This window comes from Clostridium cavendishii DSM 21758 (assembly GCF_900141845.1).
GTDB lineage: Bacteria > Bacillota > Clostridia > Clostridiales > Clostridiaceae > Clostridium_AG > Clostridium_AG cavendishii.
Window position 1 is genome coordinate 95,381 of sequence record NZ_FQZB01000007.1, and the last position, 16,886, is coordinate 112,266.

The 16,886-nt window shown below is 28.1% G+C and carries 19 protein-coding genes and 2 riboswitches; of the genes, 18 read left to right on the forward strand and 1 reads right to left on the reverse strand.

What is annotated here, in order from left to right; genetic code table 11:
• The first annotated feature begins 22 nt into the window (after positions 1-22).
• From BUB01_RS07685 to BUB01_RS07760, 16 genes are all read left to right on the forward strand, one after another.
• The gene (locus BUB01_RS07685; RefSeq protein WP_072986123.1) at positions 23-1,933 is read left to right on the forward strand and encodes a phage tail protein; all 1,911 of its coding nucleotides are present in this window, start codon (positions 23-25) and stop codon (positions 1,931-1,933) included.
• Complete coding sequence (locus BUB01_RS07690) at positions 1,926-2,771, forward strand: phage distal tail protein (protein ID WP_072986124.1); 846 nt, start codon at positions 1,926-1,928, stop codon at positions 2,769-2,771. Before BUB01_RS07685 ends, BUB01_RS07690 begins: the two co-directional genes overlap by 8 nt.
• A 14-nt stretch (positions 2,772-2,785) precedes the next feature.
• A complete protein-coding gene (locus BUB01_RS07695) occupies positions 2,786-3,400 on the forward strand; it encodes a hypothetical protein (protein ID WP_072986125.1) in 615 nt (204 codons plus the stop codon).
• Positions 3,385-4,818, forward strand: coding sequence for a siphovirus ReqiPepy6 Gp37-like family protein (locus BUB01_RS07700; protein WP_072986126.1), 1,434 nt, complete (start codon positions 3,385-3,387; stop codon positions 4,816-4,818). The genes BUB01_RS07695 and BUB01_RS07700 overlap by 16 nt, the downstream gene beginning before the upstream one ends.
• 15 nt (positions 4,819-4,833) lie before the next feature.
• Positions 4,834-6,258, forward strand: a complete 1,425-nt coding sequence (locus BUB01_RS07705; RefSeq protein WP_072986127.1) for a hypothetical protein — start codon at positions 4,834-4,836, stop codon at positions 6,256-6,258.
• A complete protein-coding gene (locus BUB01_RS07710; protein ID WP_072986128.1) occupies positions 6,258-6,776 on the forward strand; it encodes a hypothetical protein in 519 nt (172 codons plus the stop codon). The genes BUB01_RS07705 and BUB01_RS07710 overlap by 1 nt, the downstream gene beginning before the upstream one ends.
• Positions 6,777-6,796: 20 nt before the next feature.
• Positions 6,797-7,156, forward strand: coding sequence for a gp53-like domain-containing protein (locus tag BUB01_RS07715; protein ID WP_072986129.1), 360 nt, complete (start codon positions 6,797-6,799; stop codon positions 7,154-7,156).
• Between the two features lie 13 nt (positions 7,157-7,169).
• On the forward strand, positions 7,170-7,547 hold the full coding sequence (locus BUB01_RS07720; protein ID WP_072986130.1) for a hypothetical protein: 378 nt from the start codon (positions 7,170-7,172) through the stop codon (positions 7,545-7,547).
• Positions 7,547-7,678, forward strand: a complete 132-nt coding sequence (locus tag BUB01_RS07725) for an XkdX family protein (RefSeq protein ID WP_084108505.1) — start codon at positions 7,547-7,549, stop codon at positions 7,676-7,678. Before BUB01_RS07720 ends, BUB01_RS07725 begins: the two co-directional genes overlap by 1 nt.
• A 177-nt stretch (positions 7,679-7,855) precedes the next feature.
• A complete protein-coding gene (locus tag BUB01_RS07730; protein ID WP_072986131.1) occupies positions 7,856-8,059 on the forward strand; it encodes a BhlA/UviB family holin-like peptide in 204 nt (67 codons plus the stop codon).
• Positions 8,060-8,074: 15 nt separating this feature from the next.
• A complete protein-coding gene (locus tag BUB01_RS07735) occupies positions 8,075-8,311 on the forward strand; it encodes a phage holin family protein (protein WP_072986132.1) in 237 nt (78 codons plus the stop codon).
• A gap of 59 nt (positions 8,312-8,370) precedes the next feature.
• Positions 8,371-9,579, forward strand: a complete 1,209-nt coding sequence (locus tag BUB01_RS07740; RefSeq protein ID WP_072986133.1) for a ComEC/Rec2 family competence protein — start codon at positions 8,371-8,373, stop codon at positions 9,577-9,579.
• Positions 9,580-9,610: 31 nt separating this feature from the next.
• The gene (locus BUB01_RS07745) at positions 9,611-10,672 is read left to right on the forward strand and encodes a peptidoglycan recognition protein family protein (RefSeq protein ID WP_072986134.1); all 1,062 of its coding nucleotides are present in this window, start codon (positions 9,611-9,613) and stop codon (positions 10,670-10,672) included.
• A gap of 277 nt (positions 10,673-10,949) precedes the next feature.
• A riboswitch (cyclic di-GMP riboswitch) is annotated at positions 10,950-11,034 on the reverse strand.
• A 223-nt stretch (positions 11,035-11,257) separates the two neighbouring features.
• A complete protein-coding gene (locus BUB01_RS07750; RefSeq protein WP_072986135.1) occupies positions 11,258-11,437 on the forward strand; it encodes a hypothetical protein in 180 nt (59 codons plus the stop codon).
• Between the two features lie 88 nt (positions 11,438-11,525).
• Positions 11,526-11,624: riboswitch (TPP riboswitch) on the forward strand.
• Positions 11,625-11,749: 125 nt separating this feature from the next.
• Positions 11,750-12,451, forward strand: coding sequence for an HAD family hydrolase (locus tag BUB01_RS07755; protein ID WP_072986136.1), 702 nt, complete (start codon positions 11,750-11,752; stop codon positions 12,449-12,451).
• 20 nt (positions 12,452-12,471) lie between these two features.
• Positions 12,472-12,966, forward strand: a complete 495-nt coding sequence (locus BUB01_RS07760; protein WP_072986137.1) for an NUDIX hydrolase — start codon at positions 12,472-12,474, stop codon at positions 12,964-12,966.
• A gap of 196 nt (positions 12,967-13,162) precedes the next feature.
• Here the strand turns inward: BUB01_RS07760 and BUB01_RS07765 are convergent, their stop codons facing one another.
• The gene (locus BUB01_RS07765) at positions 13,163-13,570 is read right to left on the reverse strand and encodes a hypothetical protein (RefSeq protein WP_072986138.1); all 408 of its coding nucleotides are present in this window, start codon (positions 13,568-13,570) and stop codon (positions 13,163-13,165) included.
• 631 nt (positions 13,571-14,201) lie between these two features.
• Between BUB01_RS07765 and BUB01_RS07770 the strand changes: the two genes are divergently transcribed.
• Positions 14,202-16,118 carry an endonuclease MutS2 gene (locus BUB01_RS07770; protein ID WP_072986139.1) on the forward strand — a complete coding sequence of 639 codons (1,917 nt, stop codon included), beginning with the start codon at positions 14,202-14,204 and terminating at the stop codon, positions 16,116-16,118.
• 125 nt (positions 16,119-16,243) lie between these two features.
• On the forward strand, positions 16,244-16,879 hold the full coding sequence (locus BUB01_RS07775; protein WP_072986140.1) for a trimeric intracellular cation channel family protein: 636 nt from the start codon (positions 16,244-16,246) through the stop codon (positions 16,877-16,879).
• The last annotated feature ends 7 nt before the right edge of the window (positions 16,880-16,886 follow it).

The following is a 16,886-nucleotide window of genomic DNA, read 5'->3' on the forward strand; positions in this document are numbered from 1 at the left end:
TGTTATTAAAGGAGGTGAAAATATGGCAAATTTACCTACGGTTATTGAACCAATTTTAAATATAGATAAGGTAAAAAGTGAATTAAGTAATATCAATAAAATAGCTGCTGATAATCCTATGATTATAGATGCTGATTATACGGAAGTTAAAGAAAAAGCAAAAGGAGCAGCAAAGGAAACAGAGTCACTTGCTACAAAAGCTGTAAAAGGAATTGAAACCGCTCTTAAAGGACTTGAAAAGAAAATTGGAGATGTTGCTAAAAAATCTATAAAAGTAGGTAGTGAATTTGATAAAAGTATAGGTAAGGTTTCTGTTGCTGATAAGCAAAAAGAATTAGATGGCGAATTTGATAAAATTTACCTTACGTTATATAAGAAGTTTGAAGAGCCTATTAAAAAAGCTCTAGATACGGCAATTAAATGCGTTGGAGAGTTAGGAAACAATTTAGCTGATGGTAAATTATCAGGTGGATTAGATACTATTGCAGATGCTTTTAGCAAATTGATAGATAAAGTATGTGAGTTAGCTATAAAGTGGTTACCAAAAGTAATAGATATATTAAGTTTTGTTTCAGAGCATGCTGGATTAATAACATCTGCAATTGTAGGAATTGGAACTGCAATAAGCGTTTTAAATATTGCGGCTAGAATCACAAAATTTATAGAGAGTATAAAAGGATTAAGTTTAGGGATAGGACTGTTAGGAGGAAGTACAACTTTGATAATTGCAGGTGTGGCTGCAGTTATAGTAGCGATAATAACACTTTGGAATACAAGTGAAACTTTTAGAAATATAATTATTACAGGATGGCAGGCTATACAAGAGATTGCAAGTGTAGTATGGGGAGGTCTTGTTACTTTTTTTACAGAAACTATACCTCAGGCATGGCAGTCTGTAATAGACTTTTTTGTTGGTATACCAGATTGGTTTAGTGGATTATGGACTAATATACAGCTAGCATTTGTAAATGGATGGCAAGCAATAGTAAACTTTTTTACTGAGACTATACCGGCTTGGATAGCATCAGTACTTCAGTTTTTAGGGCAATTACCAGAGAATATAGGATTTGTTTTGGGATTTGTAATTGGGAAAATAGTTTTATTTGCACTAGAGTGTTGGAATTGGATAAACAATGAGCTACCTCTTATAATATCAGGTATTATAAGTTGGTTTGCATCATTGCCAGGGCAGATATGGAATTGGTTAGTTAATGCTTATAATAATATAGTGCAATGGGGAAGTAATGTATTTACAAACGCAACTTTATGGATTGGAAATACAATAAATTCAATAGTAAGTTGGTTTTCAAATTTACCAAATAGAATTGGTGAATGGTTAAAAAATACAATAGATTCTATAATTCAATGGGGATCTAATATGGTTGATAAAGGGGCAGCAGCAGCTAGTGATTTAGTTAGTAATATAGCAAATACAGTTTCAAATCTTCCTCAAAAAATGTCAGATATAGGAGAAAATATTGTGAAAGGTATATGGAATGGTATAACAGGAATGGCTTCATGGATTCAGGATAAGATCTCTGGATTTGCAACAGGTGTATTAGATGGATTTAAGAAAGCATTAGGAATACATTCACCTTCAACATTATTTAGAGATGTTATTGGATTAAACTTAGTAAAAGGAATTGGTGTAGGTATTAACCTTGAAATGCCTAATTTACAAGATGATATAGATAAAAATCTGACTAACATGACAAGTAGACTAAAAAATACAGTAGATTTTGAAAGCTCTAAAATGTCTTATAGTCTAACATCAAAGGCAGTATATGATTCAGCAAATGCCTCACCATATATTATTACAAATAATAATGATAAGGGAGTAACTCAAAATGTTACAATAGTTAATCCTGAAAGAACTCCAAGTGAAAATGCTAGAGCACTTAGAAAAGTAGGGAGGGATTTAGTATTTGGATAATAAATATTTAAATTTAAAATTAAAATGGGATAATAACAAAATAAGCATAGGAAATAATGAAAAGTATAAGCTAGTAAGTATTGAAGGTCTTGAAGGGGCTGCTTATGAGGTTAATATAAATAAGAATAATCAATATGATGGTGGCTATATTGAGAATAAGAGAATAAATTCAAGAGAAATAACAATTGTTGCAGAGTTCCCAATAATAGAAGAAGCTGAAAGGGAGAGACAAGAGTTAATTAAATTTTTTAATCCTAAGAAATCTGGAGTATTGACTGTAAATTATGGGGGCTATGAAAGAGATATAGTTTATGAAGTAGAGAAATTTAAGGAAACACGTTCTAGTTTATATGAACCGTTAAGCTTTCAATTAGATTTGATTTGTCCAGATCCATATTTTAAAGATTCTATTATTGCAGAAACGATTAATACGTGGATAAAAGGATGGAAGTTTAAATTTAAACTTCCATTTAAATTTAAACAAAAAGATGAGAATAAAAAAAATATTTATAACAAGGGTCATGTTAAGACACCTGTAGAGATTATGTTTAAGGGTCCAGCAGTTAATCCTTCTGTAATAAATCATAGGACTGGAGAGTTTATAAAAGTAATTAAAACATTAACCTCAGATGATACTTTATTTATTACAACCGAGTTTGGAAATAAGAAGGTTGAAATCGAGAGTAATGGTATAAGAAAAAATGCATTTAATTATATAGATTTAGATAGTACTTTCTTTAGTTTAGAAGTTGGAGATAATCTTATAGAGTATAATACTGAAAGTTTAGAACCCCAAAGTGTAGAAATAAAATACAAGAATAGATATTTAGGAATTTAATAGGAGGTGACATTTTGGAATACAGTGGTTTTTTTAATGGAGATCAAGAATATGGACAAGATGAATTTAGTAGATATTTTGATAATATTTATGAAAGTGGAGTTTCCATAAATGAAGATAATAATATGACATTACAGGTTAATAAATGTGATAGTGGAGTTCAAGTAGATAAAGGTTTTTCTATTATAAAAGGTTTTTATCTTTATAATGATAGCATAAAGAATATTGGTATATTAAAAGATTCAAATTATGACAGAATAGATAGAGTTATAATAAGACTTAATCTAAATAGTAAAAAAGTATCTATAGATGTTAAGAAAGGTATACCATCAAGTAATCCGGAGGTACCGAGTTTACAAAGAGACAATTTAGTATATGAACTATCGTTAGCACAAATAAAGGTACCTAAAAATGGAGAAATGGTTATTGTGGATGAGAGATATAAAAAGGAATTATGTGGGGCAATAAGACCAAAAAATTTAACAGAATTTAATTCCATGATAGAAGGTTTTACTAATCAGTTCAATAAATGGTTTGAAGCTCAGCAAGCTAAAGGATGGAGAAATGTTTTCATTCAAAATACAACACCTGAAAAGGTGGTGCCAGGTAGTATATGGATACAAATTTAGTAAATATAAGATTTTTTGATAGAGATATTAATTTTCTAGGAGAAGTGGATAATTACACTTCTCTTTTTTATATCTCAAAATGGGAAACCTTTGGAGAGTTTGAATTTCATATTAAAGAGTTTAATAAGGAATTACTTTATAAGGGTAATTTTATAATGCTAAACAAGGATAGTTCAAGAGTTGGCGTTATTGAGCATATAGAAATTACTCAAGAGGATATAAAGGTAAAAGGCTTTGGCTTAGGTTATTTACTAACTCAAAGAATTACCCTTCCACCCAATAATTATGCATATCATGAATTTAATACAAATGTTGAAGATATTATGTTAGCACTTGTTAAAACTAATGTAGCAGACCCAATAGATTCTAGTAGGAAGATACCAAACTTTATATTAGAAGAGTCAAAGTCTAGAGGACATAAATTAGAATTTCAGACTAGGTATAAAAATCTAGCTGATGAATTAACTAAACTAGCTAAAGCTAGTGGATTAGGCTGGAAGATACTTTTAGACTATAAAGCTAAAAAACTTATATTTAGAATATTAGAAAGTAGAGATTTAAGTGTTAATCAAAAAATTAATTCTCCACAAATCTTTAGCGTAGATTATGAAAATATAAGAAAAGAAAATTATATAGAAAGTAATATAGGGTATAAGAATTGTGGATATGTAGCAGGACAAGGTGATGGAAAGTTTAGAGAAGTCAAGATACTAAATAGTAATTTGACAGGCTTAGATAGAAGAGAAACCTTTATTGATGCAAAGGATATTTCAGAAGGTGGAAATTTAGATGATAGAGCTAAAGTTAAATTAGCGGAAACACCTCAGATCACTAATTTTGAATGCGAAGTGGATCCTAGAGATTATGGAGTAAATTGGAGTATAGGAGATATAGTTACTACTGTAAATAAACGTTGGAATTTAAAAATGCACAATAAGGTTACAGAGGTAAAGGAAATTTTTGAAGCTGGAAGCTATAAGGTAGAACCTACCTTTGGTACAATAATTCCTACTCCAACTGATAAAATTAAGCAAATTACAGATACTCCATTACATGAAAGTGTTCAAGGTGCTAAAGGAGATAGTGGAGAAAAAGGCCCTCAAGGCTATTCTATTCAATATAATTGGAATGGAACTAAACTAGGTATCAAAAGAGAAGATGAGGCAAATTATAAATATGAAGATTTAAAAGGTGAAAAAGGAGAGCAAGGTCCACCAGGGCTTAGTGTAACTTATACACATACTCAAATATCTCCTAAAACTAAGTGGATTATAAAACATGATTTAAATAAGAGACCTTCAGTAACTATTGTGGATATTGAAGGTAATGTTGTTATTGGAGATATAAGATATATTGATGATAATAATTTAGAATTAAATTTTACAAGTGAATTTGCAGGATATGCATATTTGAATTAGAAAGGGGTGAGTATAGTGAAGTTTTTAACTAATTTAGATTTAAATAAAAATGAGTTGCAAAATGCTAGGATTCAAAACTTAGCAGCTCCACCTAATAATCCGTTATCAGGACAAGCTTATTATAATACTAAAGATAATATAGCATATATTTTTGATGGTACTACATGGAGAAACTTATTTTCAATGTCTATAGAAGAGGTTATAACATTATTAAATAAATCTAACTATAAGATTGATGATGATAATTTAAGTAACAATGTAAATGATGCGGTAATCAAGAGACATGAGCATATTAACGCATCTATTTTAAATGTAATAACACAAGAGCTGATAAATAAGTGGAATTTGGCAGAAGTAAATGCTAAAAGCTATGCAGATAAACAAATAAACGATTATAAAATAAGGCCTGCTACCAAGAATACTTTAGGTGGAATAAAGGTTGGTGCTAATCTTTCTATAAATGAAGATGGTACTTTAAATGCAAATGATAATTCAGTTAATTATATAGTAAAACAGGAAAAGTTTGTAGCAAGTGAAGGTCAAACATTATTTAGTCTTACAAAAGGTAGTTATAAGGTAGGTTTAGGTGCCTTAAGCATATTTATGTATGGGGCTAAAATAAGTAATGATGCCTTTAATGAAACAACAGAAAAAAGCTTTACCATGAAAAATCCATTAAATGTTGGAGATATAGTACTTGCCGAATATATAGAATTAGTTAATGTTACCCCTTATCCAATACACGGAAAGGAGCACTTATCAGGTGGGGTGGATCCTATTCCAAAAGCCACTACTTATACTGAGGGCTTAATGTCAAAAGAGGATAAAAACAAGCTTGATAGTATTAGTATTGGTGCAAATAAAGTAATTAGATCTGACAAAAATGGAATGATTTTAATCGATGGATTAGAGCAAAATGTATATATCCACCCAAATGATATAAATACAAGGCATGTAACAGATGATGAAAAAAACGTTTGGAATGCTAAAGAAACTACTTTAGGCTCACAAGATAAAGCAAATAGAGCAGAAACTAATGCTGAAGCTTATACAGATAATAAAGCTACTGATATTTTAAGTAATGCAAATAAATATACAGATAATAAAGTAGCAGCACTTGTTAATTCAGCTCCAGAAGCCTTAGATACATTACAAGAACTAGCAAAAGCTTTAGGAAATGACCCTAATTTTTCTAGCACAATACTTAATAAACTTGGATTAAAGCTAGAAAAAGTGGCATTTACCATAGGAGATGGGAAAACTACAGAATTTACACTAAAGCATAATTTAAATACTTCAGATACAACATGGAGTATTAGAGAAGCATCTACTGGAGAGGGGATTTTCACAGACGTAATAACTGTAGATACAAATGCTATAAAAGTTTTATTTGCACAAGCACCAGCAAAAGAACAATTTAGAGTGGTGGTGAATGGATAATGAGATTTTTGGGAAAAGAATTAAAATTCAATGGTTTTGATATATTTCATACAGGAAATTTTAATCCAAATGCTAAGGTAGATAAGGATTTACCTAGCGGTAATTTAAAAGCAATAGGTTTTATAAAAGCATTTCTATCATCAGTATCAGGAGATGATATTACGCTTAGAGGGACAACCCAAATAAGATTTTCTGATTCTAATGATTGGGATTGGAATTCTTGGGCTGGTTTAAAATATGATTCAAACAAAAGAAAAATATTTTTAGGCGGAGCTGGAGGTGTATTTGCAGCTAATGGACAAGGAACAAAGGTAGAACTTGATTTAACAAATCAAGTTAATAATGTGATTTTACCTAGCTCTACTATAAATGGTAATTATGTAGCTACTACAAATCAAATACCAACTAAACTTAGTCAATTGCAAAATGATATAGGGGCAGGTGGAGGAAACAAAATAATAATACAAAATAATCAACCTAATTTATTAAAGGGTGATATTTGGATACAAATATTATAAATTTTAAGGAGATGATATAAATGGGACAAACAAAAAAAGCAGTTTATAAAGTTCATAATGGAACAGATTTTGATGAAATAATGTTTAAGACAAGTGAGGATTTACTAGTAGGACAAAATCAAATATTATCTGAAAATGGGTATAGAGAGTTACCAGGAGGGTTAATAATTCAATGGGGGTATAGTTTAGTAGAACCAACAGGTACAAGCATAAATATGCCTATAAGGTTTCCGAATGGAATTTTTTCTGTAAGTACAACAATAAGTGATCCAGGAACTTGGTCAGCTAATATTACGGCCAGAAACCAATCTTATATAATAGTTAGGCATAACTTCCAAGCAGGAAAATTATATGTTGGATGGATAGCATTAGGACATTAGGAGGTAAATTAAGATGAAATTTTTTGGATTTAAAGAAAATGGGCAATTTGATGGATTTTATACAAAAGAAATACATGGAGATAATATACCAAAAACAAATATAAAAATAACTGAAGATTTATGGCAGGAACTTTTAAAGGGAATTTACAAGTATAAGTTAAATTTAACAGAAGATAAAGTTTTAGATGTAGCTGATAAGGATATTTACTTTGATAAAGTAGAAACTAAAGTATATGATGTCCCTAAGCTACCTAATACGCAAGAATTATTAGCTCAACAAATTACTAATCTATTAATAGAAGGTAAAAAGAAGGATGTAATAATAACTAAGTTAGCTAAAACTGTGGATGAATTAAATAAAAAAATATCTAATATTGGAGGGGTCAATTAATGTTTGATTTTTATAAAACTTTTTATAATATGGGATATTTAAAAAAGGATGATATAAAGGAAGCTTGTAAATGGACTTGTATAACTAAAGAAGAGTTTAAAAATATAGTTGGAGAAGATTATATAGAATAATTATTAACTTAAGTAAGAAAGCTTAAGTTTTTTTATAAAGAAATATAAAAAATAAGGAAAATCAAGATGCGTTTTATTACGGGATTTTGATTTTCTTTTTATATTTATTAGGCTAAATATAAAAAGAAAAAATCTAGTATGTATACTTTTGCACTAGATATTGAAAGGAAGTGTAATATGGATGAGTTATTAAGAGAAGCGGTAAATCAAGGCTTAGGGTATGGACTTTTTGTTTTTCTACTTTTGTATGTCTTAAAAACTACAGGTGAGAGGGAAACGAGGTACCAAAATATGTTAGATAAGTTAACTGAGAAGTTTAATATAATTGAGGATGTTGAAGAGGATGTTAAGGAAATTAAGAGTCATATATTTAAGAAATAAAGGACGGTGTTTTAAATGAATAAGCAATTTTGGGAGAGATTTAAGAATCCGTGGGTGATAGTAACTATAACGTCGTTAGTTATTTTAATTCTTGTACAAAATGGGATTCAAGTTGATGATAAAAGGGTAATGGAAACAGTAAAAGCTTTATGTAGTATAGGTGTTATACTAGGAATATTAAATAATCCAGATACTAAAGGTTTAGACTTACCCTATTTAAAGAGTAAATCAGGTGATCAAGAAGCTAAATAAGTTCTTGGTTTCTATATTTAAAATAAAAACTAAGGTATTAAAAAGGGAAGGTGATAAAAATGGAATCAATAAAAACAATAGAACAAAAGGAAATCAGACTTTATGGAGGAGAGATAGTAACACCAGAAATACATTTTTTTGATATAACTCCTGATAATAGAGAAGGTGGTGTATATGGCTTATGTGCTATTATTAAATTGTCAGATGGTAGAAACATTATGATAGATGCTTATATGGATGGGAAAGATAACTATAGTAAGTTAAAACAATTTCTAAATAATATAGGAGTCAATTCAATAGATATATTATTCACTACTCATAATCATAGTGATCATATAGGAAATGCAGTAAATTTATTAAATGATTATAAAATAAAAAAACTATATGTTAAAACTCCTGATTGGATAAAATTAGATAAAGATGAGATTAAATGGGATACGCAAGGGTATTATAATAGAATGATATCTAAGGCTAATGAAGTAGGCACACAAGTTATAGAGTGTACTGACACTACAATTCAACTTAGTGATATAGAAACAATGAAAATTTTAGGTTCCGAATATTTTGATTATTCAGATTATAACGGTTGTAGTGTAAATTATATATATCAATATAAAGATATTAGAGTATTATTTACTGGTGATAGTAACGTTGGAACTTTAAATAATTTACGTGGAGAATTTGGTAAAATTGATATTTATCAAACGCCTCACCACGGAATGAATCAAATTCCAGAAACTTTTTTAAGAGAAATACAGTCTAAAGTTGGGGTGTTTGGAAATCTTGTAAGTGATAGAGAAGATGTAAAACCTAATATATTATTCTTAGAATGGTTTGGGTGTAATGTTTATGGAGCATTAGATAATAATTGTAAAATGTGTTTTAAGTTATTTTCAAATTGTGTTCTTTACAGCCTAAAGCAAACTATTAAAACAAATTGTTTTGTAAAACTTGATGATAATGGTTCATGGGGATATGTTAAAGATTCTGGTATTCCCGCGGAAAATGAAATAATAAATTATAACCTAGAGTATTATTATATAGATAAGAATTGGAGAATGGCAAGGTTGCAATTTTTTGATTTAGAAGGTAGTACTTATTATGTTGGGCAAGATGGAATTTTATGGCGTGATAAGTGGATTCAAAAACCAAATAGTGATAAGTGGTATTGGTTAAAGCTAAATGGAGCAATGGCAAAATCAGAATCAGTAAAAATTGACGGAAAATATTATAATTTTGATAAAGATGGAATATGTACTAATCCATAAAAGTAATGTATAGGATATAGAGGAAAAGTTAATGAAAAGGCAATTTAAAATTTTATTATCATTGGTGGCTTTAATAGTCACTTTTTTTATTTCAGATATTAATGTACAAGCAATGTCTATAAAGCAAGAATTTATTAATAATAACAGGAGTTATAGAAGTCTAAAACCTATAGGAATTGTAATTCATGATACTTGTAATGAAGGTGCAACTGCAAAAAATAATAGGGACTATTTCAATAGAGTATATGTTGGAGCTTCAGCACATTATTTTGTAGATTGGAATGAAGTTATACAAACTATTCCTAGTAATGAGCAAGCTTGGCATGCTGGTGGTTATGCTAATAGAAATTATATTAGTATAGAGATGTGTAATCCTAAGAGTGGGAATATAGAACAATTTAATAATGTATATATAAAAACTGTTGAACTTGCAGCGCAAATTTGTAAGGCTAATGGATGGAATGTACGAGATAATGTTTTTAGTCACAAGTATATAAGTGATACCTATAAACAGACAGACCATCAAGATCCATATGCTTTTTTAGCTAAATATAATAAAAGTTGGGATAAGTTATGTGAGGATATTCAAAAAGCGATAGAAGGGGGAAATATAGAGTCTATTTATCCAAAGGATATAAATATTCAATCAGAAGATATTCATAATAGTTTTACTCATCCTAATAATGCACAAATAAAAAATGATTTTTTTTATATTAGAGATGAAAATGGAAATGTTATACCAAATAGAAGAGTTGATATAGGAGATAAGGTAACAATTTTAGATATATCTTATTCAAAGCAGCTTATAAAGTTAGAATATCCAACCCCTCTTGGAGTAAGGCGTGGTTGGATTAAAAATTCACCAAATTATATAAGATATTTTTATAAAAATCAATATAAAAATGGAAGTACATTAGAGGATATATATCAAAATTCAGATGTAATATATAAAATAGGTAGTATATCAAAATATGAGGAAGCTACTGTATTATATAGAAATAATGGGATTTTACATGTTGCATATTCAACTAAAAAAGGTACTTTAACAAAATCAGGATTTGTTAAATATAATGATCATTTTAATAAGTTTTAAATAAGTGATTATAAATAAGTGTGGTAATGATTATTTTTTTAATCATTACCACACTTATTTTTTTCGCGTATATTTAACCTAAATAACTTTAAATCTTAACTAATTAAATAAAACCCCTCAATTTTATAAAACTAGTCATTATTTTTAGAAATTGATATTAAATATCAATTTTACATATTTAAAAATAGAATTGTTAATAACAATAACCATTTTCAGTATAATATAATATGAATTACACCACAAATTTTGGAAATAAAAAACTCCAATTACTCTTTATTAAGTAATTGGAGTGGGTTCACTATTAGCTCCGCTTGTCTAAAGTGACCAAATAAAGAACAAGCATCATAACTTCCAAAATTTCAACATAAATTAAACATAATATAGATTAAGTTGGTATATTTTAATTCAATAAAATTTTACATAGTGTTCAATTATTTGTCAATAGAAGAAAATGGAATAATGATCTTTATGTTGAAATATATTACTATTTATTAAGAAATAGAATGATATTTATTTACAAGATATGTATGAAATTATATGATTTATATATAAATCTAATAAGTATAAATTTAAGAGGTGAAGAGATTGAAAAGAGAAGGTTGTGGCGTATTTAGAAATGATCCTAAGGTTATATCTAAATATTTTAAGGAATTATTATTTGAGGAAAATTATATAAGTTATTTTGATAATATAATATTTGCAGTATTTGATAATTCAAAGAGCCAAGATTGCATAAAGTGTTTTGAAAGGGAATTTTTTAGTTAAAGAAAAAGCTATATTAAATGTTCACTATTCAAATTACAATGGTAATGATATAATGAAAATAGTGAAAATGTTTAAAATAGAATAGTTAAACTATTTGCGGGGGGACTTTAAAAAGTTGAGAAGGATAAAACCTGACCCTTTGAACCTGTTAGCTAATACTGACGTAGGGAGCAAATCATCTACTTATGTATTTGATTATATGCTTACTGTTATATTGGTAAGCATTTTTTTTTGTAGGAAATTATCCACATAGTAAGAGAATTCTGTACGTCAACTTTTCTATTTACAAATATATAAGGAGGATGAAGTTTAATGGAGTTTAATTTTAGTTTTAAAGAAAAAAATTATAATGGAGATGTTAAAGTTACTGATTTTGAGGGAGCTATATTTGATTTAGATGGAACGTTGTTAGATTCTATGGATGTTTGGGAGAAGATTGATATAGAGTTCCTATCAAAACGAGGCTTAGAAGTTCCTGATGATTACATAAATAATATATGTGCTTTTAGTTTTAAAGAAGCAGCAAAGTATACTATAAATTTGTTTAATTTAGATGAAAGTGAAGAAGATATTATTAACGAATGGAATGAGATGGCTATACATGAATATAGTAATAATGTCAAATTAAGACCATATGCTAAAGAATATCTTTTTTATTTAAAAGAATGTGGCATTAAGTTAGCCGTAGCAACAGGATTACCTAAAAATTTATATGAACCTGCATTAAAAAATAATTGTGTTTTTGAGTTGTTTGATGTTTTTTGTTCTACTGATGATGGTGGAAGAGGGAAGGGATATCCAGATGTGTATTTACGGGCACTTGAAAAATTAAATATGTCTGCTGAAAAATGTATTTCCTTCGAGGATGTTTTACAAGGAATTATTAATGCAAAAGAAGTAGGACTAGCAGTATATGCTATGTATGATAAATATTCACTTAAATATAAAGAAAAAATAATAAAAATAGCAGATGGGTATTTAGAAGACTTTAAAAATGCACCTATACCCTATTAGTTAAAAATGAGGTGATGTAAATGAAGGAATATTGGGACTTATATGATGAAAATAGAAACAAGGTGAATTTAATACACGAAAGAGGAGTACCTATTAAAAGCGGTTTGTATCATATGGTTGTTAGTGTTTGGATAAGAAATAAAGATGGGAAATATCTTATGTCCAAGCGTCACCCTAATAAGCAATATCCAAATCTTTGGGAGTGTACTGGTGGAGCTGTTATACTTGGAGAAACTAGTCTACAAGCAGCGATAAGGGAAGTGAAAGAAGAATTAGGAATTGAGCTTGATGAAAATTTAGGTAAACTAATTTATAGTAAACGTAGGGATGAATGCCAGGATTTTTACTATGTATGGTTATTTAATAGTGAAATTGATTTATCAAAGCTTACTTTACAGGAAGAGGAAGTAGTTGAGGCAAGGTGGATGAGTAAGGAAGAAATAGATGTTTTCTTTGAGAAGAAGAAAATACATCCTTTATTAGGATATTATCAAGAAATATTTAGTGATAAATGATGATATGTACTATAAAGATAAATTAGACATTTTATAAAATATGACTGAAAGGTATAGCAAAGCTATACCTTTACAGCTTTAAGTCTATAGGAGTAATATAAACATTATATTTTTTCTAAATAATTACTAAACTGTTTTTTATCTATGAAAGTAGTTAATTTTCATAATTCTATTCATAAAATTAATATATTAAAAACTAAGCATTTTTTGTGATAGCTATCAATTTAGCCATTTCAAAAGCAAGATTATCCTCTTTTTCATTATCTCTAATAAAGGAAGTAGTTTTATCATTTTTTGTAGTTAAAAAAATAATTTCTTTTTTACCTTCAGTTTTTACTTCAAAAGTTTTTATATCAGCTATAGAAATTTTATCTTCATATACAGTTTCTGGTAAACCGCCCCAAGTAGAATGACTTTTGGCATCTATATATAAATTTTCAGTAGTAAGAGTTAGCTTAAAATCATTTGTTATTCTACCTCCAACCCCACCAAGTAAATTTACTATAGTATTACCTATTGTATTTGCTACTACTTTGGAATTACCAACATTCTTATGTGATTTAATAATACATAGAACTGATTCATTTTTTAATATATCTGTCATAATAAACCCCTCCAATTGATTAATTATTATACATTTATAATACCTTCCAATAAAGTTTTTTATAATATGAAACTTTTAAGTTATACATTTATTAATCTGAAATGTCATATACAGTATTTTTAATAACCCTATGATTTTTCTCGTTAAAGTACTACAGCAGGAAAGAAAATCTATTTTGTATAGCAATATAGCCATTAGGATTACAATATAAATAGAATGAGAAGTTTTTAGATATTATAAAATAATTTAAATTGACAGTTAATTTAAATTATTTTATAATTAAAGAATAGATAGATTTTAAAAGTAAAGAGAGGTATTTTTGTGAGTGTATAGTATCTAAAATAGTCAATTTAATATTGGTTCCTAAAATTAGGGTATATAGTACCTTTATTTCTTATGGAATTAATTATAACTATTAAAGATACAAGTCCACGAATTTACTTTTAGTGTAGTAAAACTACCTTTTTAAAGGGAACTCCTATGTATTGTTTATATATAGGAATAAGTTTGACTACTTTATTTAAGAGTTGCATTCTAAAGCTGTGGAAGTATCCATGGCTTTTTTAGTTTTTAAACAAAAAATCTATCTAGCTTTCGTTGGCTTGTAAAACAAGTAAGGAAGGTTTTTAAAATGAATAAAATTATGTTGGAAAAATTACATTATTATGAGCTTAAAGAAATAGTTAAAGGGTATTGTGTTAGTGGTTTAGGAAAAGAGTTAATTGATAAGTTAGAACCTAGCACTAGTTTAAATACTGTTAATAGAAGATTAGATGAAACGTCAGAAGGAAGAAGGTTATTAGATGCATCTTATCATATTCCATTAGAGGGGATTTTTAATATAAAACCACTTATTGAAAAGATGGAAAAAGGTTCGGTGTTAGAAGCATCTGATTTAACCATGATGACTGATTTCTTAAGAGGTTCAAGAAAGGTTAAAAAATTTATAAAGGATAAGGATGGATATGCACCTACACTAAGTTCTTATGCAGAAAACATTTTTGATTTGAGTTATATAGAAGATGAGATAAATATGGCCATAACTGGAAATAGGGTTAATTCTAATGCAAGTAAAGAACTCAAAAAAATTAGAAGAAATATAGACGATTGTGAAGGAAAAATAAAAGAAAAGTTAAATAGTTTTTTGAAAAATAGTTTAAACAAAGAGTATATTCAAGAATTTTTTATTAGTCAAAGAAATGGAAGTTATACTATACCGATAAAGGCAGCTTATAAAAATCATATTCAAGGAAGTATTATAGAAACCTCATCAAAGGGAACTACAGTATTTATGGAGCTTAATAGCATATCAAAATATACTTCTGAGCTAAGTGTGCTTAGAGCTAATGAGAGCATGGAAGAATATAAAATATTAGCTATTATTACAGAAATGTTATTTGATAAAATAAAAGAGTTGAAGATGAATATGGAAGTGATTGCTGAATATGATATGATTTTAGCAAAAGCAAAATATAGTTTAGACATAAAAGGAATAAAACCTAAGATTAATGATTATGGATATATTAAAATAATAAAAGGAAAATATCCGCTTATAAAGAATGGAGTGCCATTAGACTTTGAAATAGGAGAAGATTATAGAAGTTTAATTATAACTGGTCCTAACGCTGGAGGTAAGACAATTGTTTTGAAAACTGTTGGTTTATTAGTATTAGCAATTCAATCTGGATTTCATATAGCAACAGAAGAAGAAAGTGAAATATCAATATTTAATAAGATCTTTGTTGATATAGGCGATGATCAGAGTGTAGAAAATTCGTTAAGTACATTTTCATCTCATGTCAAGAATTTAGCCGAAATAGTAAAAGAGAGTAATAAATTAAGTTTATTATTATTTGATGAAATAGGTAGTGGAACAGAACCTAATGAAGGAGCTGCTTTAGCAATTGCTATATTAGAAGATATATATCATAAAGGTTCAATTACTGTTGCATCTACTCATTATGGAGAAATTAAGAATTTTGCTCAAAATCATCCTGATTTTGAAACTGCGGCAATGGAATTTAAAAAAGATACTTTAGAACCATTATATAAACTCAATATAGGTAAAACAGGTGATAGTAATGCTTTATATATTTCAAAAAAGATGGGGATACCTGATTCAATTATAGAAAAAGCTAAAAAATATATAGAGGTTAAAAATTACGATTATACATTAATAAAAGATAGTAAGATACTTAAGAAAAAGCAAGTAATAGTTAACGAATTAGCTTATGAGTATAAAGTTGGAGATAAGGTTATGCTTTTAGATAAGAACGAGTCTGCAATAGTATATAAGGAAAAAGATAATTTGAATAATATAGTAGTTTTATATAATAAGGAATTCATAGAGGTTAATTATAAAAGAGTTAAGCTAGACATTAAAGCTAGTGAGCTTTATCCAGAAGGTTATGATTTAAACCAATTATTTATTAGTTTTAAGGATAGAAAGCTTGAAAGGGATATTGAAAGAGGTTCAAAGAAAGCTTTAAAAAACTTAAGAAAAGAGAGTATTTACGATAAGCATAATCATTGCAAATTAGAGAATTAGTATATTATTTTAAAACTCCATTAGTTTATAATGGAGTTTTATTTTTTGTGCAATATGGATAAAATGTATTTTAATGTAATAGAATTATAGAGTTGATTTTATATTAAAAAGAGGAGAGTTTTAAATTGCTTTTAATAAATATTTTTGAAATTATTGGAACCATAGCCTTTGCGATTTCAGGTGCATTAGTAGGAATAGAAAAAAAGCTAGATATATTTGGTGTTACGTTTTTAGCTATTACTACTGCTATCGGTGGAGGTGTATTTAGAGATATTATAGTTGGAAGAACACCACCGACTGCCTTTAATAATCCAATTTATTGTGTCATATCCATAATATCAGCAATTTTAACTTATTTATTTTATAAAAAGATACACAAGTTTAAAAATATTATTTTAATATCAGATGCTATCGGGTTAGGTATATTTACAGCAGTAGGAGCGAACGTAGCTTTTTTTTGTAGTATGAATAAACCTTTTATAGTTATATGTACAGGGTTAGTCACTGGAATTGGGGGAGGTATGTTAAGAGATGTTTTTGTTAAAGACATTCCTTTTGTGTTCAAAAAGGAAATATATGCTGTGGCATCAATATTAGGAGCTATAAGTATGTATTTTTTATATGATTATTTGTCTAATATACTTTCTATGTATGCTTGTTTTTTTGTAACATTCATAATTCGTATTTTATCAATAAAATATAATTTGAATTTGCCAGTATTAGATGATAAAAATATAGGATTTAAATCAGATGAGATTTAGAAAATTA